Source organism: Serratia sp. CC22-02, assembly GCF_900182895.1.
GTDB lineage: Bacteria > Pseudomonadota > Gammaproteobacteria > Enterobacterales > Enterobacteriaceae > Serratia > Serratia nevei.
The window spans coordinates 26,301-51,198 of sequence record NZ_FXUD01000004.1 but is presented as its reverse complement, the minus strand read 5'-3'; the positions used below and the strand labels follow the sequence as shown (position 1 = coordinate 51,198).

Genomic DNA, 24,898 nt, shown 5'->3' with positions numbered 1-24,898 from the left:
TGGATTCACCCTTGCGAACGCTGCTTGTGCTCCTCCCAGCGTTCGCTCAGCGCGCTGAGCGCCTTGTGCGCCTGCTGCCAGCGCTCGGAGTCGCGCAGTTCCTGACGGGTGAACTGACCGCGATGATATAACCGCTTCACCTTCTCTGCTTTGACCGGGGACAGGTTATCCAGCACGCTGACCGCACCTTCGCGGTGGTTGCACACCAGGATCATGTCGCAACCGGCATCCAGCGCCGCCTGGCCGCGCTCGGCGTAGCTGCCCATAATGGCGGCGCCTTCCATCGACAGATCGTCGGAGAAAATCACGCCGTCGAAGCCCAGCTCCTGACGCAGGATCTGCTGCAGCCAGTAAGGCGAGCCGCTGGCCGGACGCGGGTCCGCTTCAGTATAGATGACGTGGGCCGGCATGACAGCGTCCAACAGTTGGCGGTTGATCAGCTCGCGGAAGATCGCCATGTCGTGCTCACGGATCTGCGCCAGCGGCCGCGGATCGCGCGGGGTTTCCTTGTGCGAATCGGCGCTGACGGCGCCGTGCCCCGGGAAGTGTTTGCCGGTGGTTTTCATGCCGGCGCTGTGCATGCCGAGGATAAAGCGTTCCGCCATCGCCAGCGCCTGCTGCGGATCGCTGTGGAACGAACGCTCGCCGATCGCCGCGCTGCCGTGGCCGATGTCCAGCACCGGCGCAAAACTGATGTCGATATCCTGTGCGATCATTTCCGCCGCCATCAGCCAGCCGGCCTCCTGCGCCAGCCGGCCGCCTTCCTGCGCATCGTGCAACGCGGCGAACGACTGCGCCGCCGGCAGGCGGGTGAAGCCCTCGCGGAAGCGCTGTACGCGCCCGCCCTCCTGATCCACCGCCACCACTAGCCGATCGTGCGAGGCGGCGCGGATCTGGCGCACCAGCTCACGCAGCTGCTCCGCATCGTGGAAGTTGCGGGTAAACAGGATCAATCCGCCAACCAGCGGGTGTTTCAAAATTTCGCGTTCTTCTGCATCCAGCTCGTAGCCGGCGACATCTAGCATTACTGGGCCCACGGGCACCTCACTTCATTATTGTTCGTTCAGAATTCGGATGATGATAAACAAAGCCGCCGGCGCACCGCCGCGCCCCAGCGCAAAAATTCGGCGTCGCCGCTCTGCTGCCAGCGCACTTCGAACCATAGCAGCATCAGATAATCGACCCACGGCAGCCAGCGGTGCACCTGCGTCTGCAGCCGGGCGACGTCGTGATAGCCCTGGCGCGCGTAGTGCTGCAAAAAGCGCTGCTGCTGGCCGGCCGACCAACCGTTGCCGCGAAACAGCGCGGCGATATCCAGCGCCACGTCGCCGTCGGCGGCATATTCCCAGTCGATCAGCCGCAGTCCTTCGCCGGTGGCGAGCAGATTGCCCGGATGGATGTCCATGTGCAGCGGCGCCAGGCGCAGCGGCCGTGGTAAGGCGCTGCGTAAAAAATGACGCTGCAGGCGCAGCCAGTCAGGGGTTAAACGCCGCCTATCCAGCTGCTGCCAGTAGCGGCGGAACTGCCGTCGCAGATCCAGTCGGTAACCGCTGAGCGGCCGCCGGTGCAGTTCCGCCGCCATCGCCGCCAGCTCGCCACGCTGATTCAGCGCCGCAAACTCGGCATCTGTGACGACGTCACCTTCGAGCCATTCAAGGATAAGCCACTGATTATTCTGTGCGAAAACCCGTGGCCCTAGCCCCGGCGCGCAGCGGCGCAAGACCCGCGCTTCCCGCCGGCGGCTCACGCCCAGCGCGCGTTTTTCCGCACTGTGCTGCCGCGCCAACAGCGTGATGCCCGCGCCGTCGATGCGCCAGCTCTCGCCGGTCAGCCCCTGCACCGGGCTGAAATGACAACCGGCGGTATTCACCGCCGGCAGTCTGGTTTCCATCAATCGTCGCAGCGCGGCCTCAGCGTTTAACGGCGCCATTGCCCGACCAGACGATCTCGCCGGTTTGCACCAGCATCAGCTGCATATCCAACGCCGGCGACTTCACGTCGCCGCTGACGTCGCTGTACAGCACGTACTGCGCGCCGACGATGCGCGCCAGGCCAATCGCCTTGCTGCGCGAACCGAAGCTGTCATCCGCCGACAGGCCCAGCGTTTGTCGGGCGCTGGTCAGCTTCGCTTCCGGCACCACGCTGAAGGTGGAATTCGACGCCAGCGCCTTGTACAGCGCCGCGGTGGCTTTGCCCATCTGCAGCGAACCGTTGGTATTGTTCTTGACGCTGTCCAGCAGCAGCACGCTGCCGGCCGTGACGCCATCGGCCTTCAGCATCTGCCCCACCAGCGGCTGAACGCTGCCCAGCCAGTCAAGCTGCTGGATTTTCGGCGGCTGCGGCACTGGCTCGGTGGTTGGCGGCTGTGGCTGCTCGACCGGCGGCTTCGGTTGATCCGGCTCAACGGTGACCGGCGGCGGCGGCTGATCCGGCTCAGGCGGACGCGACAGACAGCCGCTCAGGGTTAATGCGGCCAGCGCCACTAAGACGTACTTTTTCATGCTTTTTCTCCAAACCTGGCAAGCGCTTACAGGTACAGATACAGACGCGCGCTTTTGGCGTCCAGGTTGCCGTTAATCGAGTAGATTTTGGCGTCCGAGTCGGGCGCCACGACGATCTCGCGCGGTTTCTCGAAGGGGCGAATATCCAGCCCCTGCGCGTCGTACCAATAGAAACGATAATGCACGGTGACCGGCGTCGATTGGCTGTTGTTGAGCACCGAGGTCGCCATCACCCGCCCGGAGGCGTTCGAAATCGAGGGCGTATCGGCCAAAATGCCGGCGGTCAGCACCGAAGGATCCATCACCACCGTTTGGCGTTGATTGACCGCGATGCCGGACGGCGAGCTGCACCCCATCAGCAACGCGGCGGGCAACGCCAACGCCACCAGACCACGCAGAGTTTTTTTACCGCGCATGATTTCCTCGCTTAACGTGACAACAGCGGCCCCAGCGAGCGGCCACCGACCAGGTGCATATGAATATGATAGACCTCCTGACCGGCGTGGCGGTTGCAGTTGACGATCAGACGATAGCCGTCTTCGGCGATGCCTTCCTGTTCGGCGATCTTCGCCGCGGCGGTGATCATGCGGCCCAGCGCGGCTTCGTGCTCCACGGTCACGTCGTTGACGGTTGGGATCAGCACGTTGGGAACGATCAGCACATGGGTGGGTGCCTGAGGGGAGATGTCACGGAAAGCGGTGACCAGTTCATCCTGATAAACCACATCAGCAGGGATTTCGCGTCGGATAATTTTACTGAAAATCGTTTCTTCGGCCATCTGGCGTTCCTTTTTACACAATTAGCTGTACGCAGTATGAGTGACAAATTCTACTGCTTTCAACCTGATTGCGCACTTTCCGCGTCGAGTGCTGCAGATTCGCGCAGGCCGGCGCCCCGCTTGTGCATCTTTTCACTTTGGTTATTCACTATTGTTGCTTTACTTGCCCCATGCCGCCGCCAATAGTAACCCCATGATTAGCAAAGAGTAGAGGGTGTTATGCCACTGAGGATTTCGGCGCTGTGCGCGCTGTTGCTGAGCGCCGCCGTTCAGGCCGCCCCGGCGGGCGGTATCGATCTGCAGGCTAACCGAGAGCCGATGCGCGCAGAGCCGAACCCGGCCGCTATCGCACTGATTCCGGCGAATTTTCACTTTGCGGTGCCCGGCAAGCTGACGGTGGCGGTGGCGTTCGAGAACTCCCCGCCGCTGGCGCTGTTCGCCGAAGACAATAAAACGCTGATCGGCAGCGATCCGGACATCGCCCGCCTGGTGGCCGACAGCCTCGGGCTGGCGCTGAATCTGGTGCCCACCTCCTGGGAAGATTGGCCGCTGGGCATCAGCGCCGGCAAATACGATGCGGCGATCTTCAACATCGCCGTCACCAAACAGCGCAAGACCAAATTCGACTTCGCGACCTATCGGGTGGACACGCTGGGCTTTTACGTCAAATCCACCAGCCACATCACCTCGATCAACCGGCCGCAGGACGTCGCCGGGCTGCGGATCATCGTCGGATCCGGCACCAATCAGGAAAACATTCTGCTGGGATGGGATAAACAGAACCGCGCCGCCGGGCTGCCGCCGGTGCAGCCGATCTATGTGACCGACGACGCCGCCACCAACCTGAGCATTCAGTCCGGGCGCGCCGACGCGTTCTTCGGCCCCCACTCCACCGGCGCCTACAAGGCGGCGCTGACCGGCAAAACCAAAATGGTCGGCATCGGCCCCAGCGTGGCCTACGTCGCGGTCACCAGCAAGAAAGGCAACGGGTTGGTCAACGCCGTCAACGCCGCCATCAACGGCGTTATCGTCAGCGGCGAATACGCGCAGGTGCTGGAGCGCTGGGGCGAAGGCGACGAAAAGGTCGAGCGCTCCGCCATCAACCCGCCGGGCATCGGCGACTAGCCGCCGATCAGCTGCGGCGCGTGCCGACGCATCCACTCGGCCAGCGAGTCCAGCGTCGGCCGCAGCGATTTGCCGAGCGCGGTGACCTGATACTCCACCCGCGGCGGCACTTCGGGAAATACCCGCCGCGTCACCAGACCGCGCTGCTCGAACAGCCGCAGCTGGCGCGTCAGCTCTTTTTGCGCAATGGGCGCCACCGCCCGCTGCAGCTCGCTGAATCGCACCGGGCCGTCGATCACGATCAGCCGGTACAGGATGGGGATCGCCCACTTGCCCGACACCAGATTGACGAAGTCCACCATCGGGCAGGATTCGCCCGGCATCGGCAACGCCGCCAAATTATTTTCCGCCGCTAATGGCGTTTGCGCCGTCATTTCATCCCACCTCGCCCTTTAGTATCCAAAAGGTGCCTACTATGCAAAAGGAACTATAGCGCAAATAATGCCGCAACTGACACTAAAGAGGAATCGGTTATGTCACGACTGCAAGGCAAATACGCATTGATTACCGGCGGCACCAGCGGCATCGGGCTGGAAACCGCCCGCCAGTTCATCGCCGAGGGCGCGACGGTGGCGATCACCGGGCGCAGCCAAAGCGCCCTGGACGCGGCGGGCCAGGCATTGGCGGGCAAGGCGCTGTTGCTGCTGAGCGACGCCGGCGATATCCCGCAGCAGCGCGACCTGGCGCAGCGGCTGGGGCAACGGTGGCCGCGGCTGGACGTGCTGTACATCAACGCCGGCGACGTTACGCATCGCCCGCTGCAGGAGTGGGATGAGCAGAGCTATCAGCGGCTGATGGACATCAACCTGAAGGGGCCGTTTTTTCTGATCCAGGCGTTGCTGCCGCTGCTGGCCAACCCGTCTTCGGTGATCCTGTGCGGTTCGGTCAGCGCCCATATCGGCCTGCCGCAGAGCAGCGCCTATGCCGCCAGCAAAGCCGGCTTGCTGTCGCTGGCCAGAACGCTGTCCGGCGAGCTGCACGCGCGCGGCATTCGCGTCAACGGCCTCAGCCCCGGCCCGACCGAAACCCCGGCGTTGGGTAAGCTGGGGTTGGCGGAAGCGGATGAGCAGGCATTGCGCGACGATATCCGCGCGCTGGTGCCGATCGGCCGCATGGGCAGCGCACTGGAGCTGGCCAAAGCGGCGGTGTTTCTGGCGGCGGACGAGTCGGCATTTATGGTCGGCGCCGAGCTGCAGATGGACGGTGGCGTGGGGAATTTATAATTTAATTTAGCGACGCGGCCGCACCCCGCGCGGCCCATAAGATCACCCCAGCCCAGGGATCTCGACGCCGAAGGTCTGCAACAGCAGCACCACGTTGAGCAGCACGATCACCACCGTGCCGACCACCGCCGCCAGGCTGGTCCAGCGGCCGTTGGCGAACTCGCCCATGATGTCGCGGCGGCGGGTAAACATCACCAGCGCGATCATCGGGGCCGGCAGCGCCAGGCTCAGCACCACCTGGCTGTAGACCAGCGCGTCGGTGGCGTTGACGCCCATCGCCACCACGATAAACGCCGGCACCATGGTGACCAGGCGGCGCACCCACACCGGAATGCGGAAGCCAACGAAGCCCTGCATGATCATTTGCCCGGCCATGGTGCCCACCACCGAGCTGGAAATGCCGGAGGCGATCAGCGAAGCGAGGAAGATGCCGGCGGCCGCCGCACCGAACAGCGGCGTCAGCGTATGATAGGCGGTGCCAATTTCGGCCACGTCGCTGTTACCGGCGTGGAAGGCACTCGAGGCCATGATGACCATCGCGATATTCACCAACCCGGCGAGCGCCAGCGCGATCACCACCTCAATATTGGAGAAACGCAGCAGCTTGCGCCGTTCGCCGTTATCGCTGGCCGGGCTGCGGTGCTGGGTCAGCCCCGAATGCAGAAAAATGGCGTGCGGCATCACGGTGGCACCGATAATGCCAACGGCGATGGTCAACGCCTGCGCGTCCGGCAGCTGCGGCGTCACCATGCCGATCCCGGCCGCCTGCCAGTCCACCGGTACGATGAACATCTCGACCAGGTAACACAGCGCGATGATCCCCACCAGGCCGCCGATCATCAGCTCGACCGGGCGGAAACCTTTTTTTTCCACCATCAACAGCGCATAGGTGATCACCGCCGTCACCCCCATTCCCGCCAGCAGCGGCATATGGAACAGCAGCGCCAGCGCGATCGCCCCGCCGAGAAACTCCGCCAGATCGGTGGCCATCGCCGCCACTTCGCTGAGCAGCCACATGCCGATCACTACCGGCCGTGAAAACTGGTCGCGGCACATCTCCGCCAGATTGCGGTTGGTGACGATGCCCAGCTTGGCCGACAGCGCCTGGAACAGCATGGCGATCAGGTTGGCCATCACCACCACCCACAGCAGGCTGTAGCCGTATTTCGCCCCGGCCTGAATGTTGGTGGCGAAGTTGCCGGGATCCATATAGGCAATAGAGGCAATCACCGCCGGGCCGGCGAACAGCAACGGCGTAAAGGCGCCGCGCTTGCGTCCGGCAAGGGCGGCGCCAATCGCAATGTTGGTCCGTTCGGTTAACGATGGAGTGGTTGCCGCATCACGCATGAAGTACCCTCAATCTTTCACTGGTTATTTTTCCACCTATCATGCTGACAATGTAGCATCGGCTACACTTTATGCAACAGGCGAAATTCATTGGCTTTGTGTAGAGATATTTCTAACTACCACAATGCGTGGCATCGAATTGATAATGTGTGCTATTTGGACTAACTTAGGGCAACCCTCCCCGTATTGCCGGGAGATGCCATTTTTATGCTTACAGGACGCCCCACGCTATGGTTACCCGCGCGCCAGATAACGCCGACCGCCACGCCCAGACCGACATGCCGGACGAGGCCGAGCACGCCCTGCGTTTTAGCCGCGCCCGCGAAGCGCAGTCCAATGCGCTGATCGAAGATTACGTTGAGCTGATCGCCGATTTGCTGCAAAGCACCCGCGAAGCCAGAACCACCGACATCGCGCGCCGCTTCGGCGTGTCTCACCCGACGGCGATCAAAAATATCGCGCGGCTGAAAAGCGCCGGGCTGGTGGAATCGCGCCCTTATCGCGGGGTGTTTTTAACGGAAGAAGGCGAGCAGCTGGCGCAGAAGGTGCGCCGCCGTCACCGCATCGTGGTCGATCTGCTGATGTGCGTCGGGGTGCCGAGCGAAACCGCCGAGCTGGACAGCGAAGGGATTGAACACCATATCTCGGACGAAACGCTGGCGGTGTTCGAGCATTACCTGCAAAAGCACGCCAAACCCTGACTGCCGGAGCGCCGATGAGCTACGCCGTGCGGCAAATCCATGATCGGCGCCTGGTGGTTTTCGCCGAAGCCGGGCCGCCGTTGAAAGACGAAAACGACGTCAGCCCGTTTATCGCGCCCGCCTTTGAACACGATGCCGGGATGATTGCCCTCCCCGTCAACCGCCTCGACGCCGCCTTCTTCCAACTCAGAAGCGGCATGGCCGGCGCCGTATTGCAGAAATTCATCAACTACCGCCTGCGCGTGGCACTGCTGGGCGATATCACCCCCTGGCTGGCGCAAAGCAACGCGCTGCAAGATTTTGTGCGTGAAGCCAACCGCAGCGAACAGGTCTGGTTCCTCCCTTCTCTCGCCGAACTCGAACAGCGGCTCGGTGCCTGACGGCAGGCAATAAAAAAGGGAGGCTTTCGCCGCCATTTTGTGGTTAGGAAAAACAAGTAGTTAAAGGATTATCAGCAATTTAGATGCCCGTAACTGCGTGCTTAAAATGGGTGTAGCGTAGGGGTTTTGGGCAATTTGTGGATCATGACCTTAGCTGAATTAGCTCAGATTTGAGCTGACATTGCCACAGACATAGCTTAACCTAAGCCAATAAGGCAGCTCTGTGCCAGAAGTGGACGTTGCTCTTTTATTTAAAAAATTAACTTAACCATTTTTTATGGGAAATAAATAACTTTAAAAAAACCATACACTCTGTATTTTTATTAAACAAATAAACTGATATTTATTAATACAATCAAATTACAAAGATACTTACAGAAAATGAAACTAAAAAACAAAATATCAATCGCCCCTAAGCTTCTAGATAACCTTATTCTATGGCGTTACATGAGTCTTGAGAAATTCGTCAACCTAATTGATTCCAAGACAATATTTCTTTCTCCAATATCATATTTCAAAAATAGCGATCCTTTAGAAGGTCACCTTCCCAAAAAATTTCATATACGCATGGAAAACACTTTGCGCTCCATGCGTAATAATTTTTATCAAGATGATAAAGAGATGTCTAGTGAAATGAAAGACTCTATCAGAACATGGAATGTTACCTCTAATCGAAGGATTGAGTTAATGAAAGAAAAATCTCGTGATCGTCAAAGCATTTGCTGCTGGTACGAAAGTCAATTTGAATCAGAAGCAATGTGGAAGTTATACGGTGACAACGGGAAATCTATAGCAATCAAAACCACTGTTGGCGCACTAAAAAAATCAATAGAGTCAGTGGATAATGATAAACTTGTCTTCTTAGATAGAATAAAGTATTTAGATTTTGACGACACTAAATTAATGGAAGAGGAGCTTACGGATGGTGATAAGGCCATTGCCAGCATTCTTTTCAAAAGAAAAGAATATGAACATGAAAAAGAAGTCAGACTCTATCACAAGCCTGATGAACATGATTTACTTAACCCTCAAAATATAGTATTTAGTGATTACTGGGAAAAATACACCATAAAACCACATTTTGTTAATGTAGATATTAACGAAATGATTCATGATATAGTTATCTCTCCTTTTGTATCTGAACCTTATGAAAGCAGTGTAAAAGCTATATGCTCAAAATATGAATTAAATAAATGCAATGTTTATAAATCTACCCTTTTGGAAAAATATGATTTTTAGAAACTGCAATACTTCACTTCCCACCCCAAAAGGAAATTAAAAGCCTCTAACTTCCGCTCCTCGCTCAGAGCGGATCATGTCGCACGCATGTCCGCCTCGAGCAAGAGACGAACATTGCTGGAACAGTAATTTTTTGGATAACGGCTAGGAATATAAAGACTTTTGGTTTTATTAATTAACTCTACAAACTAAAATAAAAATTTTCTGGCATGTTGTGTTTATATAGTAAAAAATTCATGAGATTTATGCAATTGGATCAATTATAATAAATTCCCCGCCTCTCTTCATGATATTTTTACTTTGCAAGTAATCATGTGTTAATGTTTGATTACTGTAACCATTAATAAATTTGAAAAGAGTAACAAAATCACTCAAAAGATAGTACGGGTCAATTAAACCACTGGGTTGATTGAGTTCTTTTTCAATCTTTACTCTCCAAGCATTCAGTCCCGATATTTCTTGCGCGTTTAATTCATCTAAACGTTCCATTTCGGTAATGGTATAAAACACATCGTTGGAGCGATTTATTTTGCAATGGTCATATATTTTCACGACATTAGACAAAACAAGGCTCCCATTCATAACTGATGATGCAAAAATATCATAACCCACATCATGCCCTATTCTAACTATTACATTTCCGCACGAACTGAGAAAAACTCTATTCCCTAATGGGCCTGACACATTCAACTCCGTATAACCTAAATTATTTATATAATGATCACATGATTCGTCAATATTTAATTGTTCGTGCGTAGTCTTGCTTATCATTAATCACTCTCCGTTTAAATTATTAATGATGATGTTCATCTGATTTTTTATAGAAATCATTCAATTAAATAGACTATAGCCTACATGAAAAAAATGATTCAGTCGTTAAATTATTTATTCTTTTAAAGAGCACCCAAGGCAAACTACCAAAAGTGTGATGACTAAATGTCATTTATACTAAAGCGTATGCCTCCTTTTCGCTTAGAGCAGACTGTCAGATTTGATTGTGTGCTGCCAGAGAATGTTTTCAGCCCAAGTCTGAGTGAATACACCTTAGCCAACAAATTCTAGTTTCTCTCTCGCAACATGTTCCCGCCATTCAGTGGAATCGAATTCCCAACTTGGCGCTGACATGTCACCCTCATCGCCTTCATTAACGAATGTTACCAAGAAAAAGATTTCATCCCCTTCTTCATCATCGTCATCCTCTACCACGTTTACATCAACAACAACCAAACGTTCTCCACCCGGAATTGTGGATACATACAAACCTTCTTTAGGCACTTCAATATTATCAGACATGGGCAACGCTCTCCTTTACGTTTACTAGTGGGTTAAATCTCACCGCGTCTTCTAAATAGTCCGGCGCAAAATGCGCATAAACCATTGTTTGCAAAATGCTTGAATGCCCTAAAATCCGCTGTAACGCCAGAATGTTGCCGCCATTCATCATGAAATGGCTGGCGAACGTATGCCGCAGCACATGCACCGCTTGACCCGCCGGCAGGCCGGGCGCGACTTCCTTCACGCACAGCCGGACATAGGGATAATTCAGATCGTTGAACAGCGGCCCCGACTTCACGCCGCAGGTGATCTCTTTGCAGAGTTCGGGCGAGATCGGCACCGTCCGGTTCTTGTTGTTCTTGGTGTTTAGGTAGGTGACCTTGTTGCCAATCACCTCTTCCTTTCGCAGTTTCGCCACTTCACCCCAGCGGGCGCCCGTAGCCAGGCAAAGCCTAACTGCCTTCAGGTGATCGCCCTCAAGCCGCTCTTGCAGCGCGGCGATCTCGGTCTGGGTAAGAAACCCCATTTCCTGCGCAGGCAGCTTCATTTTCTTCATGGCCTTGAGCGGGTGCTCGCCGTGGTAATGCCCCAGTTCGATGAGAACGGAGAACACGCCACCCAGCATTTCCTGGTCAAGGTTGACTGTCTTGGCTTTCTTGCCTTCAGCAAATCGCAGCGCCCGGTAGTCGGCGAAGAAAGTGCGGGTGATCTGGCTCGCTTTGGGTTGCCCCATTTTCTCCGCCATGACACGCAATTTCTGCGCTCTCTTCACTCCGTCTTTCAGGTGCTGGCCGTGATGGTTCCACCACAGATCGATCAGGTCTGTTAATGGGCGATGGTCAGCGGGCTTATCGAGCCATTCTTTGTTGTTCTGTGTCGCAATCACCCAGCGCTCGAACTGTTGCGCTTCAGACTTCGTTTTAAACTTTTTGCGGACGCGCTTCCCGTCTCTACCTTGTGGTCGTACATCCACCATGTAACCGTCAGCGCCAAGAGACTTAATACTCATCCCCAGAGACTCCTTTCAGCACAAATCCCACCTTTACCCCACGAATTCTTTATACGCCAAGCAGTTAACCAGCCTTCTGGCCTTTTTGGTGGTTGGATGTGCTGTCGTGTCCATCAGGGGAGAGAGCAGGAGAGATCTGTCCGATTTCCGGCGCGACATCCCCTGTCATCAGCCACATCGTGTATTTTTTGAAACGCGCATTGCTCGTAATCTTCATCAATGTCGTACCACCAGGCTCTATCAAGCCGGTTTCATACTTCTTCACGGTGCTGATCGAAATGCCTGTTATTTCGCAAAATTCGCTCTGACTGACCCCTTCGCTCTTACGGATCGCCTTCACTTTGTCGCCTAGAGTGCTTGACATGGTTCATTCCTATGAACTAAAGTCACCTTGGTTCATAATTATGAACCTTCAATAACTGAAATCTGCGTGATCTTAAAGGGTATCACTATGAACAAAAACCGACAAAAAAAGGTGATTGGAGTGAGGGAAAATCAATTACCTGCAGATTACCCATTCGGTGACCTGTTAGAGGAATCGATCTCTGATTACGCGCGCCGCATTGGTAAGAATCCGCAAACGATCCGCACTCAGGCCGACACCGGCGCCCTACCGATTTTACAAGCTCGTCCAGGCGCCAAGCGCCGGGTCAATCTTTACGCCATCTACCTGAATGCCAAACGTCACGCGGAGAAGTTTGTCGCGCATATGGGCTCTTGAGGAGGTCGCTCATGACAGAGATGCAACCGCGCGCCCTAATCCAGCTTTCGAAGCACACGTTCGTCTACCGTGGGTTCACTATCCATAAGTGCCCGCGCCATAGCGAAACGAACCGCACGGCCTACCAACTGATGAGCAACGGGGATTATTTCGGTCGTGATTTCGCACTGGCGGAAGCCATGCGCACAGTCGACAACATGGTCAAAGCTCGGGGAAGAAAATGAAACAGCCTTACAAGATCCTCATTGAGGAACTCCTGCAGCACTACCACACCAAAACGGCCAACTTGCAGATGGCGACCGCCACCGCGCCAGAGGTACGTCAGGTATCACTGAACGATTACGCTTTCCGCCTGTGCATTGGCCTGACCGGTTTACTGAGCACCGCAGAAGCCGCTGGCGATGGCCCGGCCGCCGCCGTTATCGATCGCCTAATCATGCGCTGCAACAACGGCGATATTCCGCAACCTGGATTATCTGCATGAGCCGGGTTAACCCGGCCCATCTGAGAGTGCATCCCTTCCATTAACGGTGGGTGATTGGCGTCACGGGATGCGCTCTCAAATGGGGAAAGGTTTAACGCGGTACGCCACCAGCAAGAGCAGAAACGAGACGTTCAACAATGGAGAGTTTTTCATGATGCTTCTTTTTACCAAGCGAAATCATAGCTCGATTTCTTGCCGGGTTAAAAAGGCTGGAGAGAGCATTACTGTCAAACTCTTCAAGCATATTAACGCGCGCGTTCATCTCATCAACACTGAGGTTATGCATTTCGTTAATAAGCGAAAGATATCGCTTAGCCTGCTGACGCGCAGCTTCGGATTTCTTTCCATGCTGAAAGGCAACTCGAATACCACTAATAATTGCGACTATAGCGCCAAACAACTGACTGAGCCCGCTGTTAGCAAAAATACCAGCGCCAAGAATAAGCATCACAGCATTAGCCGTAAGATCAATTCTGCGGTTAATAGTTTCTGTCATCACCTCCAGCCAATAGCTGTACCAAATGCGGAAGCGCAAAGCATACTCAGTCGGCTGTTGTGCCATAAAAATTTACTCCTCGTCATCATCCTCCGGTGGCTCAGGTTTATGCAACACGTGGAAGTCATCGGATTTATCGCGAGATTGCGAATTGTCATTGTCGCCCATAGAGGCTCCTTCTTGTGGTGGGTGGTTGTCATGCCCATGTTCCTGCCAGAACCTGGTGGGCATGGCGAAGATACCACAACGCGGCCGGGCGCGTAATCCCGGAGCGTTCTGGGCAATCACTAAAATCTGGTCGCGTCCTTATAAAAGCGTGGGCTGCAATAGAGCAGATAAATAGATTGCCCTTCCCATGAGCCGGCATGGTTAAAAACCGGCATATATTCCAGTGAGTAATTAGCGCACTCACTGAAATATAAAAATAACGTTCTCTACAAAATGTCGCTTCAAGGTGGCGGGATTCTCACACCCTATATTCAGGAGGGGTTATGCACGATGACGAATTACACACAGCTTTTATGAATGCGCGCAGTTCTGAACGGTTGCAATTACTTGAGCTGTTAGAGAGCAAACTTGATCGCCTTGCGGCCGATAAAACCTCCCGCGACCAGGTATTCAGTGCGCTAAAAGACTGGATCAACCTTCGCCGCCCCTCCGCCAACGAAACCAAGCCGGAGACAACGCAATGATGGCGTTCTTCTTCTCACTCGCTGCTGTTTGGGCGGTTATCTCCATGGGATTGGTTGGCTGGGTTATCTACCGCTATTGCAAATTTTGCCGTGCATTCAATCGGCAGTGTTTGCCGCCAGAACAACGCAATTACGACTAGGAACAACAATGGCTGACCAAATCGATATAGCTCAGGAGCGGCATCAACTGGTTCTTGAGTCTCAAATCGCTAGCGCTCGTCCACAGCCGTGTGGGCCTTCTGCGTTCACTTGCGAAACCTGCGATGCACCGATACCAGAAGCACGCCGCGCTCTCGTTCATGGCGTAACGCGCTGCGTTACCTGCCAGGAAATCCATGAAGCCAAAGCACGACATATCAGAGGTAACCCATGAACAAGCCCGCCCTTAAATGGCTCGGCAGCAAAGCCCGTATCATCGACACACTGCGCCAGCATCTGCCGGAAGGGAAACGGCTGGTTGAGCCGTTCGTCGGCTCCGGTGCAGTATTCCTCAATACCGACTATGACAGTTATCTGCTGTGCGATATCAACAGCGATCTGATCAATTTCCACAACGTCGCAAAAAACCATCCTGAGGTGCTGATCCGCGAAGCGCGCCACCTGTTCAAGGAGCACGCCAGCGAGGCTGGATATTACGCTGTGCGGGCCGACTTCAATCTGTGCTGTGACAGCAATTTCATCTATCGCGCCGCGCAGTTCCTTTACCTGAACCGCCACACCTTCAACGGTGTATGCCGCTACAACCTGCGCGGCGAGTTCAATTCGCCGTTCGGTCATCGAATGGCGCCCTACTTTCCAGAAGACGAGACCAGAGCCTTCGCGGAAAAGGCGCAGGCCAAAAAAGCGGTATTCCTGTGCTGTACCTTCCCGGAAGCGATCAGGATGGCCCAGGCCGGCGACGTGATTTATTGCGATCCGCCTTACATCCCAGCCAGCGCCACCGCCAGCTTTACCAGCTATCACACTGACGGCTTTACCAACGAGCAGCAGCAAAAGCTGGCCCGCATGCTGCGCATCGCCGCTAAACGCGGCCGTCACGTCGTAGCGTCGAACAGCGAGACAGACACAGCCAAGGCGCTGTACTCCGATTTTGCTATCACCACGCTCACTGCCCGCCGGTCGGTCAGCGCTAAAGCTGCCAGCCGTGCAGATGCTGGCGAGATCATCGCAACCATGAGACCACAAGATACCGGTATCGGCTGGTATCAAAAGATAGGGGCAGGTAACTCCGAGTGACGAATAACTCACGCGGACGACGCCAGCCATCCCCGCCGCTACCCTATCCGGGCAGCGGCGCGGTTGCCCCTAATTTTTCCTTCTCCTGGAACGCACCGCGCCCAGCAGTGAACCCTTATTTGGATGAACCATTCCAGCCCTCCCCAAATCTGCAATCGCTGGCCGATATCATCGCTCTGTACGCTAACGAGCGCCGTGACCTAGCCGAACACAAAGAAGCTCTGGCCGAAGCCGCCTGGCGCAAATTTTTCAACACCGAAGAACGCGACCCTGAGCTGCAAGACTTCCTCCAAGAAAAACGGCTGGGCCAGGCCCAACTGACGAAGACAATGCAACAGCATGATCCAGCGCTGGCCGCCCAGGCAGACCTGAACGCTCAACCAAAATTTATCCGCCAACCGCTGCAACAGCGGGTCGATTATCTGCGCCGGGAACACGGCGACGATCGGGCCAATGCGTTTTTATGCGACATCGTAAAAAGCGAATTGGCACGGTTGGAGGCGGTACGTAACCGCCAGCAAAGTATCGGATTTCGTTACATGGCAGGCCGCGACGGCCTGGACGCCCTATTGGATTTGCCTCAACTGTACCAAGACGAGGTGAAAGGATTGGCCGTGAAAGTTGCAGCCCATATGGAACTGCGATTTATCGATCTCTATGAAGAGATAGTCGACGACCCCGACAACATCCCGCTGGATGATTTGTTGCAGCTGTACCGCCTGGTTGCCGATGAAGCGGCGAAGTTGTCCGTACAGCCGCCGGGCTATCATGCGTTACTGCACCAAGGCACCCGCCGCGCGGAGATCCCCTATCACCTGATACACGGTGCGCTGGCCCGCCTGCGCTGCTCGGACTGGTGGTATCGCAAATTATGGCGGCTACGCTGCGAATGGCGCGAAGCCCAGCTCCGCTCCGTCTGTCTGGTAAGCAAACACGCATCCGTCTACATCAGCCACGACGCCTTGCTGCATAAGCGCGAACAGCGCCGCAAAGCCATGGAGTTTTTCAAGGCGCACGAACTGGTCAACGACGACGGCGTCACCCTATCGATGGAAGACGTGATCGCCGCCAGCAACAGCAACCCGAAACACCGCCGTAACGAAATGATGGCCTGCTCCAAAGGATTGGAACTGCTGGCAGAAATGCGCGGCGACTGCGCTGTTTTCTATACGATCACCTGCCCGTCGAAATATCACGCGACGCTGTCGAGCGGAAAGCCTAACCCGAAGTGGAACCACACCACCCCGCGGGAAACCAGCGACTACCTGGTTAATCTGTTCGCCGGTATCCGCAAGGCTATGCACCGCAAGGGGCTGCGCTGGTACGGCGTGCGCGTCGCTGAACCGCACCACGACGGAACAGTCCACTGGCATCTGCTGTGCTTTATGCGCAAGAAAGACCGAAAGGCGATCACCACATTGATGCGCAATTTCGCCATTCGTGAAGACCGCGCCGAGCTGGGGCCAGGCCTGGGCAAGAACATCAAGCCGCGTTTTGACGCCGAGCTGATCACCAAGCGGAAAGGCACGCCGACGTCCTATCTGGCGAAATACATCAGTAAGAACGTGGACGGCCGCGGGCTGAAAGACACCATCAGCAAAGAGACCGGCAAATCGCTGAAAGACACGGTAGAGAACGTCACCGCCTGGGCATCGCTGCACCGCGTGCAACAGTTCCGCTTCTTCGGCATTCCATCACGTCAGGCTTATCGTGAATTGCGTTTGCTAGCCGGACAGCTCAACCGGAAGCAAGATCCACAACAGCCGAGAAAGCCCGGCGCCCAGTTGCTGGCCGACAAGCAGATGGACGCCGTGCTGGCTGCCGCTGACGTCGGCTGCTTCGCGACCTACATCAGTAAACAGGGCGGCGTGTTGGTTCCTCGCAAATACCACGTTGTCCGCACCGCTTACACTCTGGCAGACAAGCCCAACACCTACGGCGATCACGGCACGCAAATCTATGGCATCTGGTCGCCACGCCTGGGCGATAACTCCCGCATCTGCACCCACACCGGCGACTGGCAAATGGTGCGCAAGACGGCCAGCGACACCCCGAACCCAGCGACCGACGCCACCGGCGGCGATCGCTTCGGGTTTGACGTTGACCGTCAGGGCGGCCCCTCCGCCCCTTGGACTCGTGGCAATAACTGTCCCCTTGAACAAGATCCGAACAGTTTAGAGGCCGGGATTGCCGCACATGGAGAGCCGAAAGGTACTGATTTTGAAAGGTTGGGATACAAAGAACGGCGCGATTTACTGACGCGGTTGAGAAATATGGACCAGAAAACACTGAACTGCAGGCCTGAAAAGCGACCACTTACACTAGGAGAACGGGCGCTATCTTCACAACATGATAATTTAATCGAGAAATTGGATGACTATGCTTACACAATCGGGATAGATATCAGCAGATCGGCACTGCGAAGGCTAGTCATGGGACACACTGTCAATATCCAAAGTATCGAATATCGAGCCGGACATGACGGTATTATATATCGAGAGAGGCGAGCAAGAGATCTGCGCGTTAAAAACTTGATGAGAAGAGTGAAAAAAATCCAGAGTTGGAGTAAGCTTTAAATTCTTACCCATTAGAAAGTTTAAAAGGTTATAATTAAATGAGTAATAATATCATTGTAAATACAAAATTACAGTCCCTTGGCTACACAGGAAAAGTATACAGATTCTTTGATAAAGAAGAATATGCCAATGAGTTTTGCCAAGGAAAAATACGAATTAGCACCCTTAATGCCTGTCGAGATTATGAAAATGCAGAGCAAGGTGATAAAGGTGAAGCGACTTGGAAACATAGCATAAGTTTAGTGAATGATTATGAACCAAGCAAAAAACAAATTGAAGCCTTAAGATGGGCTGGGGTTAGAGTAGACCCCGAGTCGAGAGGAAACTCCTTTGCGGACATTACAGCAAGAAGAAGATTAGATGATGCTTACATTTTGTGCACTACAAAATATTTTGACCCAGATATATTTTCTGACTCATTTGGTAAATACTGTGTTGAAATATCCAATGCACACAAATTTTGTGTACTCGTTACTGAACAGATAGCCAGGATTCACAAGAATACAAGAATTCAAGCGTTATATGATGACGTTCATTACTTGGACAGAGAAGGTACGGATCTAAACGTACCAAAAGTAAACATTGGTTTTATAAAACCGGCTATTCCTTATGCAGTTCAAAAAGAGTTTAGATTCTTGTGGCTTTTTTTAGATCAAAACCCTGTTTTGAACAAGCTTGACATTCAATGCAAAGAATTATCTAAATTATGCACAAGGGTAAAATAAATTAGCTATCAAATCCCACACCAATACACGGGAAATAATAATTTAATCATGAAATGTCATTTGCAGCATTAAAAATTTTACTCACCTCTCCAGCAAGAGAATTGAAATGATTATTCAACCCAGCACAAAAAACAATAGCTTTTTCTTTAAAGAAAATCGAAGCTCACTAGCCATTTTCTTTATATTATTCTTCTTTGGGCTAACAATCACCATCATGGGGTTTATTAATGAATATGGGAGTCAATGGCTTTTTATTTCACCAGCATTGACAGCAACCACAGTATTATCATGGGTTAACAGCACATGGATAGGTGTTCTGGCAATTCATGGCACCCTGGTTGCTCTCACCATATCTTTTATTGGAATGATAATAAACCAAATTTCAGATTCCGTGGAAGAGTCCTATCACTCCGTTAACAGGAAAATAATACTTAGAAACTTCAATTTTTCAAGCTTCAGTTTAAATTCTGTATTATATTTGATTTATGGAATTTTCTTTTACTCTTTTGGTGGCGGCTTGATAGTTTACTTTATATCTATCATTGCATCTCTTTTATTTTTCTTAAATTACCTACGAATTTACCACTCTCTATATAAAGTAATAGAAAATAATGAACAAGCTGGTCTGATTATGCTCAGCGAAATAAAGCTATGCACAAAACTTCTAGACGATGAGGTTGCAGAGCCGTATCTTATCACAAGGGAATTTCTCGAAATAAACAATAAATTTAATAACATCGTCCCTATTAGAGCAATTACATCATCAACACCCGGCGCAACTTATGAGACAATTTCTTTTGATGAAAATAAAAAAATATCAAAATTAAATATTAATAAATTTAAAAAATTATCTAATGAAATAAAAAAAATAGATGACACGACATCTGTAAGCATAATGATTGATCACTTTCACAAAGGCAGTGAAATAAAGATAACTTACTCGCTTATCGGTAACAAAAGCATATCTGATAAAAAACTTAGCAGGTTAATAGTCTCTTGCTTTGAAATAAAAGAAAAACCGGAGTTTTACAAATATCACAAAATATTATTAAGCTCCACATTTAGAAGTATTTATAGTTCCATGATTTCCAGCAAAGATCTATTCACTCAATTTTCATTAGACTCATTTATAGCATTAAGCACTGAAAGAAATATATCGGATAACATATCTAAACTAGAAGACTTTTTCTACAAACAAAACAAAACAAAACAATTGAATGTATTCATATTGCGTGATTTTTTTAAAAAATTTGTTAATAGTGTCGTAAAATCAAGTTATAATGACAATGGTAAAGCCTTTAGCTTTATGCTAAATTACCCATACGACCGTTTAGAAAAAGAAGATTTTAAGACATATCTCCATCAATTAAATACCTCATTCGGTTATCATGTGACAACTTCCCGGAACAATGAAACAAACCTTGGGAAATACCTATCATGGCTAGCCAAAATGATTACCAGACGTGACTACGAATTCTTTCTAATTGCATCAAAGCACTTTACAATTAAACGATTCGGATTTTCAATCCCTGCAAATAGAAAAATAAAGGCAAGTCATCACATGCTAATAATGGCAATGAAATGTTATTTTTCGTTGCTACTAAACAGACTCGATTATATATCATCAAATTATAACGATGAAGATGAAATGGAAAATGAAAAAAAAGAAATTATTAAATGCATTAAGGCATGGTCACACCCTGAAGCAATAAATGGCATTTATTATATTGAAGAGACTTACGCAAACCTTTTTTCGCCGCATCTTGATTATGTAACCCCATTCGATGATATAAACATAAGAGAACGGGAGTCAGGCATTTCATATATATCAGAAGTGTACTCCTTTGCTGATTATGCTGTTGCACTAATTTTGATTTTGAATAATAAACTCAACCCTAGCAGCCAGTGCGCAAAAGATATTACATCTGAAGATAGTGCGGGCGATACAATACTTTTCCTCAATAGTGTTAAGAGCAAATTACATGAGGATTTCTTAGAAAAAATTGCCTTAGATATCATTACTAATAAAGAAGACGTACAATTTAGAGTCAGAAAAAGAGAGAAAGTAATTGATTCAGTAGTTGCAAAAATAGGTTGATAAATCAGTCTACATATAGATGCAAAAACGTGCACAATTTTGCACAATAATTCGATCTCCACTATTGCGAACCTGCGCCAATGCTGGCGCGGGTTCGATCTACTTTGGATCTTGCACAAAAAAGAGGGTGTGAGACGCGCAGGCGAGGCGGGGGAGCAAGCGCGCGCTTTGGGGTATGGGAAGGGGGTCATGTGTTGCCTGAGTGGGTCGCTGTGAGGCTCTCGCCGTCGTGATGCTATTGAGGTGATGAACAGGCGTTAACGCGCCAGCGGCCCGCATAGCGCGGCTGGCGGTGGGGAACGATTCGAAGTGATAGGCGTGGCGCGTGATGGGGCTACTTGATGTGGGATGGCCGCCATAGACAGCGGCGGCCGTGCTGCAGCGCCGGGGTTACTCTACATCGAGCAGTGCATACGGATTGAAGCGGATCACTTCCTCCCCCATCCAGTCGTTGACGTGCTTCATGGCTTCCATGATGGGCGTCAGCTCATTGATGGCGAACACCCGCGCCGCTTTCTCCACGTCGCCGAAGGTGCCGTTACCTTCCGGCATGGCGCCCATCAGCTGCGGCGGCACGCGGTGCGCGGCGAGGATATCGTCACGCGTGGCGGACTTGACGCCCAGGAATTCATCCTTGGCTGAGATCTGGCTAAACGGCAGGATCTGCACCGAGTCCTTACCGCCGTTAGGCGCGTGCAGCAGGATGTTTTTGAACGCCCCGCCGCGGCGCGTGTCGGTCAGCGTCTTCTTAAGCTTGTCGAGGCTCTCCTGATCGGCGATGGCGCTGTTGACATAGACGATACAGCCGGCATGGCTGCCGTTGTCATAGTACAGCTTGCGGAACGTGTCGGCCGAGTGCGAAAGGTTCGCGGATAGCAGGCCCGCGAAATATTCCGGCATGCCGTAGATCTCCTGGTGAATGTCCGGGTTGATCACATGGCAGACGGCGCCGGTTGGAAACTGATAATCATCAAACCCCGCCTGGATAAACCAGTAAGTATCCAGGTCAGAGCCGCGGCGCGTGTACTTCGCCAGCGTGTGGTGCAGTGCCAGCGGCCCGCCTAACACGTTACGGCGCAGCTCCAGGTAAGCATTACCGAACACCACCCAATCCATGGCGAAGGCGGAGAACGCCTGGCGTGACAGCAGCTTGTGCGGGATGAAACAACCAGCCAGCACGTTACGCTTGAATATCAGCGCCGACTGGTGCCAGCTGGCGTGGCCGAACTGGCGAGCCAGCCCGTACCAGCTGATCGGCGTATCGTTGACGACCATAATAACGGGGAGTTCAACCCCCGCCATGGGAGGCCATCATGTTTGTTTGCCCGATCTGCGGTACTATGGCCCGCACCCGCACCAGTCGCCGTCTCAGTGAAATGACGATACGCCAATATCATCAGTGTCAGAATTTCGAATGCATTATCACGTTCACGACGCTAAACAGCGTTGAAAAGCTGGTAACAAAGCGCGACCCGCGCGAAGAATTACCGCCCGACTTTATCCCGCAAGACGCCTTCCCAACGTCCCACTATGGGCGTGATCAGCTGAACCTGTCACTATGAATCGGCCCCGCCTTTGAGCGGGGTTTTTTATCATCTGTTTTCATAGAGATGCCAGACACAAAGCAAACCAGATGGGTAAAAATGTGGTCAACAAAAATATAAAACTTATATTTTTCAATAAAATAAACAACAAAAAAGGGAGGCTTTCGCCTCCCTTGGCAACTCCCCTGCCTGAATCAGTGATTACGGATGTATTCGTCCATATCGGTTTTCAGGTTGTCGGACTTGGTGCCGAAGATGGCCTGCACGCCGGAGCCAGCGACGACTACGCCGGCTGCGCCCAGTTTCTTCAGGCCCGCCTGGTCAACTTTGGACACGTCGGCCACGCTGACGCGCAGACGGGTGATGCAAGCATCCAGGTTAGTGATGTTTTCTTTACCGCCGAAGGCCTGAACCAGCGCCGCGGACATTTCGGAACCGCCCTGCGCAGTCTGCTCGGCAGCGGTGTCTTCACGGCCCGGGGTTTTCAGATCCAGCTTGGCGATCAGCACGCGGAAGATGGTGTAGTACACCAGACCGTAGACGATGCCGACGATTGGGAACAGCCAGATTTTGCTGCTGTTGCCGCTCAGTACGATAAAGTCGATCAGGCCATGCGAGAAGCTGGTGCCGTCACGCATGCCCAACAGGATACAGATTGGGAACGCCAGACCGGCCAGGATAGCGTGGATCACGTACAGGATCGGCGCGACGAACATGAAGGAGAACTCGATCGGCTCGGTGATACCGGTCAGGAACGAGGTCAGCGCGGCAGAGATCATGATGCCGCCGACTTTCGCGCGGTTTTCCGGCTTGGCCGAGTGCCAGATGGCGATGGCCGCAGCAGGCAGACCGTACATTTTGAACAGGAAGCCGCCGGACAGTTTGCCCGCGGTTGGGTCACCCGCCATGTAGCGAGGGATGTCGCCGTGGAATACCTGGCCCGCCGCGTTGGTGAATTCACCAATTTGCATTTGGAACGGTACGTTCCAGATGTGGTGCAGACCGAATGGCACCAGAGCACGCTCAACCACGCCGTAAATGCCGAAGGCCACGACCGGGTTCTGATAAGCCGCCCACTGCGAGAAGGTCTGGATAGCCGTACCGATCGGCGGCCAGATGAAGGACAGCACTACGCCCAGAACGATCGCCGCCAGACCGGAAATGATCGGCACGAAGCGCTTACCGGCAAAGAAGCCCAGGTATTCCGGCAGTTGAATGCGGAAGAAGCGGTTGAACATATAGGCCGCGATGGCACCGGAGATAATCCCCCCGAGCACACCGGTATCCGCCAGGTGTTTGGCCGCAATCTCTTCAGCCGGCAGGTGCAGCACCAGCGGCGCAACCACCGCCATGGTTTTCACCATGATGCCGTAGGCCACCACCGCCGCCAGCGCGGAAACGCCGTCGTTGTTGGTGAAGCCCAAAGCGACGCCGATGGCGAAAATCAGCGGCATGTTGGCGAAGACCGAACCGCCCGCTTCCGCCATCACGTGGGAGACTACCGCAGGTAGCCAGCTAAAGTTGGCGGAGCCGACGCCCAGCAGGATACCTGCGATAGGCAACACGGACACCGGCAGCATGAGCGATTTACCTACTTTTTGCAGGTTTGCAAATGCGTTCTTGAACATAGTTGAGTGTGCTCCTGAGTAATAATGCTTTGCTACTTCTTGTCGCGATAATTCGCGCTGCAAGGGGGGGAGAAAAACCCCTGCAATTCAGGGTGTCTGAGCACCCCTTGAATTTATTACGCAGAGTAAAATAAATAGCCTGCGCAATGTTTGATGACAATCACGTTTCGATGATCGAGCCGCGGTAACTTTGCATAAAGCGGCTGTTTTCTGGCAAAAAAGGCCAAAAAACACGCATCAATCACCCTGAAACGGGAAGGAACCTTACCCGTTTCAGTGATTAATTACGAGCTTAAAAAAAATTACGCAGACAATGACCTACAGCTATAGCCTAGGTCAAAGATCACAGATCGAGGTGAAATAAGCGTGAAAAGTTGGCGGTGGTCGCTTCGGCCAGTTGTTCCAGGCTGACGCCCTTCAATACCGCCATGTATTCAGCCACATCGCGCACATAGGCGGGTTGGTTTTCTTTGCCGCGATGCGGCACCGGCGCCAGATAAGGTGAATCGGTTTCCACCAGAATGCGGTCCAGCGGCACATAGCGGGCCACCTCACGCAGTTGTTCAGCGTTGCGGAAGGTCACGATGCCCGAGAAGGAAATGTAGAAGCCCAGATCCAGCAGCGCTTCGGCCGTGGCCAGATCTTCGGTGAAGCAGTGAAGTACGCCGCCGCAGTCCTGTGCGTTCTCTTCACGCAGGATCGCCAGCGTGTCCTCGCGCGCATCACGGGTGTGGACGATCACCGGCTTGTTCAGATCCCGGCCGATGCGGATATGTTCGCGGAAAGAGTCCTGCTGCAGCTCAAGATTGTCTTTCTGGTAGAAGTAATCGAGCCCGGTTTCCCCCAGCGCTACCACCTGTTCCGCCGCCGCCAGGCGGCGCAGCTCGGCGTAATCATACCCCTCTTCCAGATTAAGCGGATGCACCCCGCAGGAGAAGGCCACGTCGTTGCGCTTACCGATCAGCTCGGTCATGGAACGGTAGCCCGGCAGCGTGGTAGCGACCGCCAGCACATAGCCGACGTCGCATGCTTTGGCCTTGGCCAGCGCATCGTCCACATTCTGGTGCAGCGTTTGATAATCCAGACTGTCAAGGTGGCAATGAGAATCGACTAACAACAT

General features: G+C 53.0%; 30 protein-coding genes. 15 read left to right on the top strand and 15 right to left on the bottom strand.

The genetic code is table 11. From position 1 onward, the window contains the following. Window positions 1–5: 5 nt before the first annotated feature. Genes nagZ through hinT form a run of 5 tightly spaced genes read right to left on the bottom strand, consistent with a single transcriptional unit; the run spans window position 6 to window position 3,279 of the window. A complete protein-coding gene (gene nagZ / locus QOL81_RS14860) occupies window positions 6–1,025 on the bottom strand; it encodes a beta-N-acetylhexosaminidase (RefSeq protein WP_033646434.1) in 1,020 nt (339 codons plus the stop codon). Window positions 1,026–1,063: 38 nt separating this feature from the next. Continuing rightward, complete coding sequence (thiK, locus tag QOL81_RS14855; RefSeq protein ID WP_169318282.1) at window positions 1,064–1,930, bottom strand: thiamine kinase; 867 nt, start codon at window positions 1,928–1,930, stop codon at window positions 1,064–1,066. Next, window positions 1,911–2,501, bottom strand: coding sequence for a penicillin-binding protein activator LpoB (gene lpoB / locus QOL81_RS14850; RefSeq protein WP_197757982.1), 591 nt, complete (start codon window positions 2,499–2,501; stop codon window positions 1,911–1,913). The genes thiK and lpoB overlap by 20 nt, the downstream gene beginning before the upstream one ends. Before the next feature lie 26 nt (window positions 2,502–2,527). Then, a complete protein-coding gene (locus QOL81_RS14845; RefSeq protein WP_060419506.1) occupies window positions 2,528–2,917 on the bottom strand; it encodes a YcfL family putative periplasmic lipoprotein in 390 nt (129 codons plus the stop codon). Between the two features lie 11 nt (window positions 2,918–2,928). Beyond that, window positions 2,929–3,279, bottom strand: coding sequence for a purine nucleoside phosphoramidase (gene hinT, locus QOL81_RS14840; RefSeq protein WP_004928776.1), 351 nt, complete (start codon window positions 3,277–3,279; stop codon window positions 2,929–2,931). 219 nt (window positions 3,280–3,498) lie between these two features. Between hinT and QOL81_RS14835 the strand changes: the two genes are divergently transcribed. Beyond that, window positions 3,499–4,404, top strand: a complete 906-nt coding sequence (locus tag QOL81_RS14835) for a transporter substrate-binding domain-containing protein (protein WP_197757981.1) — start codon at window positions 3,499–3,501, stop codon at window positions 4,402–4,404. On the opposite strand, the gene QOL81_RS14830 is transcribed toward QOL81_RS14835, so the two are convergent. Then, entirely contained in the window at window positions 4,401–4,778 is a 378-nt protein-coding gene (locus QOL81_RS14830; RefSeq protein WP_169318279.1) for a winged helix-turn-helix transcriptional regulator, read from the bottom strand. The genes QOL81_RS14835 and QOL81_RS14830 overlap by 4 nt on opposite strands. Before the next feature lie 99 nt (window positions 4,779–4,877). On the opposite strand from QOL81_RS14830, the gene QOL81_RS14825 reads away from it, so the two are divergent. After that, on the top strand, window positions 4,878–5,627 hold the full coding sequence (locus QOL81_RS14825) for an SDR family oxidoreductase (RefSeq protein WP_060419510.1): 750 nt from the start codon (window positions 4,878–4,880) through the stop codon (window positions 5,625–5,627). Between the two features lie 42 nt (window positions 5,628–5,669). Here the strand turns inward: QOL81_RS14825 and QOL81_RS14820 are convergent, their stop codons facing one another. After that, window positions 5,670–6,974: an Nramp family divalent metal transporter gene (locus tag QOL81_RS14820; RefSeq protein WP_049271379.1), complete on the bottom strand. Its 1,305-nt coding sequence runs from the start codon at window positions 6,972–6,974 to the stop codon at window positions 5,670–5,672. Between the two features lie 230 nt (window positions 6,975–7,204). Between QOL81_RS14820 and mntR the strand changes: the two genes are divergently transcribed. From mntR to QOL81_RS14805, 3 genes are all read left to right on the top strand, one after another. After that, window positions 7,205–7,675, top strand: a complete 471-nt coding sequence (gene mntR / locus QOL81_RS14815; RefSeq protein ID WP_038875534.1) for a manganese-binding transcriptional regulator MntR — start codon at window positions 7,205–7,207, stop codon at window positions 7,673–7,675. Between the two features lie 14 nt (window positions 7,676–7,689). Then, the gene (locus QOL81_RS14810; protein WP_197757980.1) at window positions 7,690–8,055 is read left to right on the top strand and encodes a DUF4180 domain-containing protein; all 366 of its coding nucleotides are present in this window, start codon (window positions 7,690–7,692) and stop codon (window positions 8,053–8,055) included. A 381-nt stretch (window positions 8,056–8,436) separates the two neighbouring features. Then, window positions 8,437–9,294: a DUF2971 domain-containing protein gene (locus QOL81_RS14805; protein ID WP_283439904.1), complete on the top strand. Its 858-nt coding sequence runs from the start codon at window positions 8,437–8,439 to the stop codon at window positions 9,292–9,294. Window positions 9,295–9,537: 243 nt separating this feature from the next. Here QOL81_RS14805 and QOL81_RS14800 read toward each other — a convergent pair whose 3' ends face one another. From QOL81_RS14800 to QOL81_RS14785, 4 genes are all read right to left on the bottom strand, one after another. Continuing rightward, window positions 9,538–10,065 carry a hypothetical protein gene (locus QOL81_RS14800; protein ID WP_283439903.1) on the bottom strand — a complete coding sequence of 176 codons (528 nt, stop codon included), beginning with the start codon at window positions 10,063–10,065 and terminating at the stop codon, window positions 9,538–9,540. Window positions 10,066–10,338: 273 nt separating this feature from the next. Beyond that, entirely contained in the window at window positions 10,339–10,587 is a 249-nt protein-coding gene (locus QOL81_RS14795) for a DUF8087 domain-containing protein (protein ID WP_283439902.1), read from the bottom strand. Beyond that, window positions 10,580–11,578, bottom strand: coding sequence for a phage integrase (locus QOL81_RS14790; RefSeq protein WP_283439901.1), 999 nt, complete (start codon window positions 11,576–11,578; stop codon window positions 10,580–10,582). The genes QOL81_RS14795 and QOL81_RS14790 overlap by 8 nt, the downstream gene beginning before the upstream one ends. Before the next feature lie 64 nt (window positions 11,579–11,642). After that, the gene (locus tag QOL81_RS14785) at window positions 11,643–11,942 is read right to left on the bottom strand and encodes a helix-turn-helix domain-containing protein (protein ID WP_086579645.1); all 300 of its coding nucleotides are present in this window, start codon (window positions 11,940–11,942) and stop codon (window positions 11,643–11,645) included. Between the two features lie 87 nt (window positions 11,943–12,029). Here QOL81_RS14785 and QOL81_RS14780 point away from each other — a divergent pair, with 87 nt between their 5' ends. From QOL81_RS14780 to QOL81_RS14770, 3 genes are read left to right on the top strand one after another with little or no spacing between them, the layout of a single operon-like run. Continuing rightward, complete coding sequence (locus tag QOL81_RS14780) at window positions 12,030–12,299, top strand: hypothetical protein (protein ID WP_048233866.1); 270 nt, start codon at window positions 12,030–12,032, stop codon at window positions 12,297–12,299. Between the two features lie 11 nt (window positions 12,300–12,310). Further along, window positions 12,311–12,523: a DUF4761 family protein gene (locus QOL81_RS14775; RefSeq protein WP_048233410.1), complete on the top strand. Its 213-nt coding sequence runs from the start codon at window positions 12,311–12,313 to the stop codon at window positions 12,521–12,523. Then, a complete protein-coding gene (locus QOL81_RS14770; RefSeq protein WP_048233408.1) occupies window positions 12,520–12,783 on the top strand; it encodes a hypothetical protein in 264 nt (87 codons plus the stop codon). The genes QOL81_RS14775 and QOL81_RS14770 overlap by 4 nt, the downstream gene beginning before the upstream one ends. Before the next feature lie 91 nt (window positions 12,784–12,874). Here QOL81_RS14770 and QOL81_RS14765 read toward each other — a convergent pair whose 3' ends face one another. Continuing rightward, window positions 12,875–13,345, bottom strand: a complete 471-nt coding sequence (locus tag QOL81_RS14765; protein WP_072271152.1) for a hypothetical protein — start codon at window positions 13,343–13,345, stop codon at window positions 12,875–12,877. Window positions 13,346–13,770: 425 nt separating this feature from the next. Here QOL81_RS14765 and QOL81_RS14760 point away from each other — a divergent pair, with 425 nt between their 5' ends. The 6 genes from QOL81_RS14760 (at window position 13,771) to QOL81_RS14735 (ending at window position 20,606) form a co-directional block, all read left to right on the top strand. Continuing rightward, complete coding sequence (locus QOL81_RS14760) at window positions 13,771–13,971, top strand: hypothetical protein (RefSeq protein WP_048233405.1); 201 nt, start codon at window positions 13,771–13,773, stop codon at window positions 13,969–13,971. 148 nt (window positions 13,972–14,119) lie between these two features. Further along, window positions 14,120–14,344, top strand: a complete 225-nt coding sequence (locus tag QOL81_RS14755) for a TraR/DksA family transcriptional regulator (protein ID WP_072062304.1) — start codon at window positions 14,120–14,122, stop codon at window positions 14,342–14,344. Next, window positions 14,341–15,207 (top strand): Dam family site-specific DNA-(adenine-N6)-methyltransferase, encoded by an 867-nt coding sequence (locus QOL81_RS14750; protein ID WP_283439900.1) that lies wholly within the window; start codon window positions 14,341–14,343, stop codon window positions 15,205–15,207. Before QOL81_RS14755 ends, QOL81_RS14750 begins: the two co-directional genes overlap by 4 nt. A 119-nt stretch (window positions 15,208–15,326) precedes the next feature. Beyond that, window positions 15,327–17,783 (top strand): replication endonuclease, encoded by a 2,457-nt coding sequence (locus tag QOL81_RS14745; RefSeq protein WP_283439899.1) that lies wholly within the window; start codon window positions 15,327–15,329, stop codon window positions 17,781–17,783. Between the two features lie 38 nt (window positions 17,784–17,821). Continuing rightward, on the top strand, window positions 17,822–18,508 hold the full coding sequence (locus tag QOL81_RS14740) for a hypothetical protein (protein ID WP_283439898.1): 687 nt from the start codon (window positions 17,822–17,824) through the stop codon (window positions 18,506–18,508). Between the two features lie 106 nt (window positions 18,509–18,614). Further along, window positions 18,615–20,606 carry a hypothetical protein gene (locus tag QOL81_RS14735; RefSeq protein WP_283439897.1) on the top strand — a complete coding sequence of 664 codons (1,992 nt, stop codon included), beginning with the start codon at window positions 18,615–18,617 and terminating at the stop codon, window positions 20,604–20,606. A 390-nt stretch (window positions 20,607–20,996) separates the two neighbouring features. Here the strand turns inward: QOL81_RS14735 and QOL81_RS14730 are convergent, their stop codons facing one another. Beyond that, window positions 20,997–21,908: a phage portal protein gene (locus QOL81_RS14730; RefSeq protein WP_230458159.1), complete on the bottom strand. Its 912-nt coding sequence runs from the start codon at window positions 21,906–21,908 to the stop codon at window positions 20,997–20,999. Between the two features lie 11 nt (window positions 21,909–21,919). Between QOL81_RS14730 and QOL81_RS14725 the strand changes: the two genes are divergently transcribed. After that, window positions 21,920–22,168: an Ogr/Delta-like zinc finger protein gene (locus QOL81_RS14725; RefSeq protein ID WP_075335076.1), complete on the top strand. Its 249-nt coding sequence runs from the start codon at window positions 21,920–21,922 to the stop codon at window positions 22,166–22,168. 176 nt (window positions 22,169–22,344) lie between these two features. Here QOL81_RS14725 and ptsG read toward each other — a convergent pair whose 3' ends face one another. Together ptsG and QOL81_RS14715 are read right to left on the bottom strand one after the other, a co-directional pair. Beyond that, window positions 22,345–23,778: a PTS glucose transporter subunit IIBC gene (ptsG, locus tag QOL81_RS14720; RefSeq protein ID WP_016928184.1), complete on the bottom strand. Its 1,434-nt coding sequence runs from the start codon at window positions 23,776–23,778 to the stop codon at window positions 22,345–22,347. Between the two features lie 343 nt (window positions 23,779–24,121). Then, on the bottom strand, window positions 24,122–24,898 hold the full coding sequence (locus tag QOL81_RS14715; RefSeq protein WP_197757979.1) for a metal-dependent hydrolase: 777 nt from the start codon (window positions 24,896–24,898) through the stop codon (window positions 24,122–24,124).

Excerpts from the sequence above, each read along its gene's own strand:
- nagZ (WP_033646434.1), bottom strand. The coding sequence starts at position 1,025 with ATGCTAGATGTCGCCGGCTACGAGCTGGATGCAGAAGAACGCGAAATT.
- thiK (WP_169318282.1), bottom strand. The coding sequence starts at position 1,930 with ATGGCGCCGTTAAACGCTGAGGCCGCGCTGCGACGATTGATGGAAACC.
- lpoB (WP_197757982.1), bottom strand. The coding sequence starts at position 2,501 with ATGAAAAAGTACGTCTTAGTGGCGCTGGCCGCATTAACCCTGAGCGGC.
- QOL81_RS14845 (WP_060419506.1), bottom strand. The coding sequence starts at position 2,917 with ATGCGCGGTAAAAAAACTCTGCGTGGTCTGGTGGCGTTGGCGTTGCCC.
- hinT (WP_004928776.1), bottom strand. The coding sequence starts at position 3,279 with ATGGCCGAAGAAACGATTTTCAGTAAAATTATCCGACGCGAAATCCCT.
- QOL81_RS14835 (WP_197757981.1), top strand. The coding sequence starts at position 3,499 with ATGCCACTGAGGATTTCGGCGCTGTGCGCGCTGTTGCTGAGCGCCGCC.
- QOL81_RS14830 (WP_169318279.1), bottom strand. The coding sequence starts at position 4,778 with ATGACGGCGCAAACGCCATTAGCGGCGGAAAATAATTTGGCGGCGTTG.
- QOL81_RS14825 (WP_060419510.1), top strand. The coding sequence starts at position 4,878 with ATGTCACGACTGCAAGGCAAATACGCATTGATTACCGGCGGCACCAGC.
- QOL81_RS14820 (WP_049271379.1), bottom strand. The coding sequence starts at position 6,974 with ATGCGTGATGCGGCAACCACTCCATCGTTAACCGAACGGACCAACATT.
- mntR (WP_038875534.1), top strand. The coding sequence starts at position 7,205 with ATGGTTACCCGCGCGCCAGATAACGCCGACCGCCACGCCCAGACCGAC.
- QOL81_RS14810 (WP_197757980.1), top strand. The coding sequence starts at position 7,690 with ATGAGCTACGCCGTGCGGCAAATCCATGATCGGCGCCTGGTGGTTTTC.
- QOL81_RS14805 (WP_283439904.1), top strand. The coding sequence starts at position 8,437 with ATGAAACTAAAAAACAAAATATCAATCGCCCCTAAGCTTCTAGATAAC.
- QOL81_RS14800 (WP_283439903.1), bottom strand. The coding sequence starts at position 10,065 with ATGATAAGCAAGACTACGCACGAACAATTAAATATTGACGAATCATGT.
- QOL81_RS14795 (WP_283439902.1), bottom strand. The coding sequence starts at position 10,587 with ATGTCTGATAATATTGAAGTGCCTAAAGAAGGTTTGTATGTATCCACA.
- QOL81_RS14790 (WP_283439901.1), bottom strand. The coding sequence starts at position 11,578 with ATGAGTATTAAGTCTCTTGGCGCTGACGGTTACATGGTGGATGTACGA.
- QOL81_RS14785 (WP_086579645.1), bottom strand. The coding sequence starts at position 11,942 with ATGTCAAGCACTCTAGGCGACAAAGTGAAGGCGATCCGTAAGAGCGAA.
- QOL81_RS14780 (WP_048233866.1), top strand. The coding sequence starts at position 12,030 with ATGAACAAAAACCGACAAAAAAAGGTGATTGGAGTGAGGGAAAATCAA.
- QOL81_RS14775 (WP_048233410.1), top strand. The coding sequence starts at position 12,311 with ATGACAGAGATGCAACCGCGCGCCCTAATCCAGCTTTCGAAGCACACG.
- QOL81_RS14770 (WP_048233408.1), top strand. The coding sequence starts at position 12,520 with ATGAAACAGCCTTACAAGATCCTCATTGAGGAACTCCTGCAGCACTAC.
- QOL81_RS14765 (WP_072271152.1), bottom strand. The coding sequence starts at position 13,345 with ATGGCACAACAGCCGACTGAGTATGCTTTGCGCTTCCGCATTTGGTAC.
- QOL81_RS14760 (WP_048233405.1), top strand. The coding sequence starts at position 13,771 with ATGCACGATGACGAATTACACACAGCTTTTATGAATGCGCGCAGTTCT.
- QOL81_RS14755 (WP_072062304.1), top strand. The coding sequence starts at position 14,120 with ATGGCTGACCAAATCGATATAGCTCAGGAGCGGCATCAACTGGTTCTT.
- QOL81_RS14750 (WP_283439900.1), top strand. The coding sequence starts at position 14,341 with ATGAACAAGCCCGCCCTTAAATGGCTCGGCAGCAAAGCCCGTATCATC.
- QOL81_RS14740 (WP_283439898.1), top strand. The coding sequence starts at position 17,822 with ATGAGTAATAATATCATTGTAAATACAAAATTACAGTCCCTTGGCTAC.
- QOL81_RS14735 (WP_283439897.1), top strand. The coding sequence starts at position 18,615 with ATGATTATTCAACCCAGCACAAAAAACAATAGCTTTTTCTTTAAAGAA.
- QOL81_RS14730 (WP_230458159.1), bottom strand. The coding sequence starts at position 21,908 with ATGGCGGGGGTTGAACTCCCCGTTATTATGGTCGTCAACGATACGCCG.
- QOL81_RS14725 (WP_075335076.1), top strand. The coding sequence starts at position 21,920 with ATGTTTGTTTGCCCGATCTGCGGTACTATGGCCCGCACCCGCACCAGT.
- ptsG (WP_016928184.1), bottom strand. The coding sequence starts at position 23,778 with ATGTTCAAGAACGCATTTGCAAACCTGCAAAAAGTAGGTAAATCGCTC.
- QOL81_RS14715 (WP_197757979.1), bottom strand. The coding sequence starts at position 24,898 with ATGTTGTTAGTCGATTCTCATTGCCACCTTGACAGTCTGGATTATCAA.